Source organism: Actinomyces sp. HMSC075C01 (assembly GCF_001812965.1).
GTDB lineage: Bacteria > Actinomycetota > Actinomycetes > Actinomycetales > Actinomycetaceae > Actinomyces > Actinomyces acetigenes.
Genome location: NZ_KV810951.1, coordinates 3,106 through 4,796, shown reverse-complemented (window position 1 = coordinate 4,796; position 1,691 = coordinate 3,106). Strand labels below are relative to the sequence as shown.

Below are 1,691 nucleotides of genomic sequence, written 5' to 3'. Positions count from 1 at the left end.
GGGTCGCCTCCCGCTCGGCTCACATCGCGGTCGGGGCGGGGCATGGACGGCTGTCAAGCACGTGGCTTAAGTATCTGGGCCCCGGGCCCGGGGAGGGAGCCTCCTTGAAGGGCGGCTCGTGTGCGCTGAGCTGGCCAACAGGGGCGTCAAGGACGTCCTGATCGTAGAGGGGGCACCTCCCGCACGGGAGCGAAGCGCGCGGGGGAATGTGACGGGCTTACCGGCCTTCCCGAGGCGATCGAGGCGACCTGGCCCCAGGCGACGGTCCCCACCTGTGTGGTCCACCCGGTTCCGTGCCCCTGGATACGGTTCGTCTCCTACGGGGAGAGCCGGAAGGTCGCGGCCGCTCTCAAGGCCGATCTGCACCGCCCCGAACCAGGAGGCCGCCTGGCAGGCTCTGACCGGCTTCTCCGAGTCCGACATGGGGGTCAAGTACCCCCAGACGGTGGCGACCTGGGAGCGGGCCTGGGAGCGATTCACTCCCTTCCTGGACTTCCCTCCGATGCTCAGGCGTGTCATCTCTCCCCCACTTCGTGGGAGGTACCCCCTCCACCAACACGATCGAGACTGCGAGCTACCAGCTGCGCAAGGTTTCCAAGAACCGCGGCCACTTCCCCTCCGATGAGGCGGTGATCAAGCGGCCGAAAGCTGGCGATCTGTGACATCGAGGACAAACGAGCCCGAGAACGCGACAAGGAGAAAGGACTGCCAGCATCCAAGCGCAGGGCCAAGGGCAAGCTCGTCGAAGGACAGATCACCACCGACTGGAACAAGGCCCTGGCCCAGCTCACCACCGCCTACCCCGACCGAATCAACCCCTACCTATAGACCCCGCTTACACAGAAAACTGGACAGGCCCGCCTCAGACCACCATCGACCTGGGCCTTCTTGACCCAGGTGCGCAGAGCCTCGGGGTGGACACCCAGCTCGTCGGCGATCCTGCGGATCGCGCCCTTGGCCCGAGCCGGGTCAGCCAGTGCCTCCAACGCCCGTCCTCGTGGCTCGCTCGCGCAGCTCATCGGGGTACTTCTTCTGTCCCATGACAGTGATCCTTCCGTGTCATCACTGCCTCCATCAAACCCAGGGCGATTCAGTGGAGGATCTGGATCCCACGGCCCAGCTGATCATCGACGGCACCCTCCTTAAGTGCTGGTCCTGGAAGGGTCATCCTGAGCTGTACTCCGGCAAGCACAAAACCACGGGTCTGAACGTCCAGGTGGCCTGCACCCTGTCAGGGGCCCTGGCCTGGGTGTCCGACCCCTAGGACGGATGCACGCACGACGCTCAGGCCCTGCGCCGCTGCGGCCTGCTCGACGTCCCCACCACCGACCTACCCGACGGGACACCACCACCACGCTATATCGGTGACAAGGGGTACATCGGACTGGGAATGATCACCCCGAAAAGAAAACCCCCGAACCTGCCGCTCCACCCTGACGACAAGACCTACAACAAGACCGTCAACCAGGTCTCCGCTACAAGATCGAGCGAGCCATCGCCAACATCAAGACCTGGAGAGTCCCGCACACCGGCTACAGAAGACCACTAGACACCTTCCCAGAAACCATCACAGCCGTCCTCGGACTCATATTCACCTACACCCCATGAATAAGCCTCATGGGGTGGTCCTTTTGTCATCTCTCGCACAGGTAGTGCGAGACGTTAGTGTAAGCAGTAATGTCTTCGCCTTG

Annotated in this window: 3 protein-coding genes and 1 pseudogene; 3 read left to right on the top strand and 1 reads right to left on the bottom strand. The window is 63.6% G+C overall.

Annotated elements, in window-relative coordinates; genetic code table 11:
• Positions 1-118: 118 nt before the first annotated feature.
• A pseudogene (locus HMPREF2883_RS15390) lies at positions 119-828 on the top strand (transposase); the annotation flags it as partial.
• On the opposite strand, the gene HMPREF2883_RS14570 reads toward HMPREF2883_RS15390, so the two are convergent.
• Positions 819-1,019 carry a transposase gene (locus HMPREF2883_RS14570; RefSeq protein WP_075371450.1) on the bottom strand — a complete coding sequence of 67 codons (201 nt, stop codon included), beginning with the start codon at positions 1,017-1,019 and terminating at the stop codon, positions 819-821. The pseudogene HMPREF2883_RS15390 and the gene HMPREF2883_RS14570 sit on opposite strands and share 10 nt — an antisense overlap.
• A 74-nt stretch (positions 1,020-1,093) precedes the next feature.
• Here HMPREF2883_RS14570 and HMPREF2883_RS15385 point away from each other — a divergent pair, with 74 nt between their 5' ends.
• A complete protein-coding gene (locus tag HMPREF2883_RS15385; protein ID WP_256277288.1) occupies positions 1,094-1,264 on the top strand; it encodes a transposase family protein in 171 nt (56 codons plus the stop codon).
• A gap of 27 nt (positions 1,265-1,291) precedes the next feature.
• Positions 1,292-1,549: a hypothetical protein gene (locus tag HMPREF2883_RS15380; protein ID WP_371080222.1), complete on the top strand. Its 258-nt coding sequence runs from the start codon at positions 1,292-1,294 to the stop codon at positions 1,547-1,549.
• The last annotated feature ends 142 nt before the right edge of the window (positions 1,550-1,691 follow it).